The organism is Seohaeicola saemankumensis, assembly GCF_021021435.1.
Lineage (GTDB): Bacteria > Pseudomonadota > Alphaproteobacteria > Rhodobacterales > Rhodobacteraceae > Seohaeicola.
The window spans coordinates 1-210 of sequence record NZ_JAINWI010000067.1 but is presented as its reverse complement, the minus strand read 5'-3'; the positions used below and the strand labels follow the sequence as shown (position 1 = coordinate 210).

Sequence of the window (210 nt, the reverse complement as noted above, 5' to 3'; positions counted from 1 at the left end):
CCCTGCGCGCCTACGGCAGCAAGACGGATGCCTATGCGACGTTCAAAGGGATGCTGGAAGATGGCAATCCACCTGACAATTTCGACGCGCTCTTGAAAGAAGCAGTGGCGGCGGACAAGCGGTTCGAGACGTCCCTTGAAGCGGCGCCTGATCGGTAAGTGGGGTCGAATGTCAACGGCGGAGACAAAACCGGCCACGTGGCGGCGCAAA

Annotated in this window: 1 protein-coding gene; it reads left to right on the top strand. The window is 60.0% G+C overall.

The window, feature by feature from the left end:
* On the top strand, positions 1-158 hold a 158-nt coding region (locus K7H22_RS19985), incomplete at its 5' end, for a type II toxin-antitoxin system YhaV family toxin (RefSeq protein ID WP_330165874.1).
* Positions 159-210: the final 52 nt, after the last annotated feature.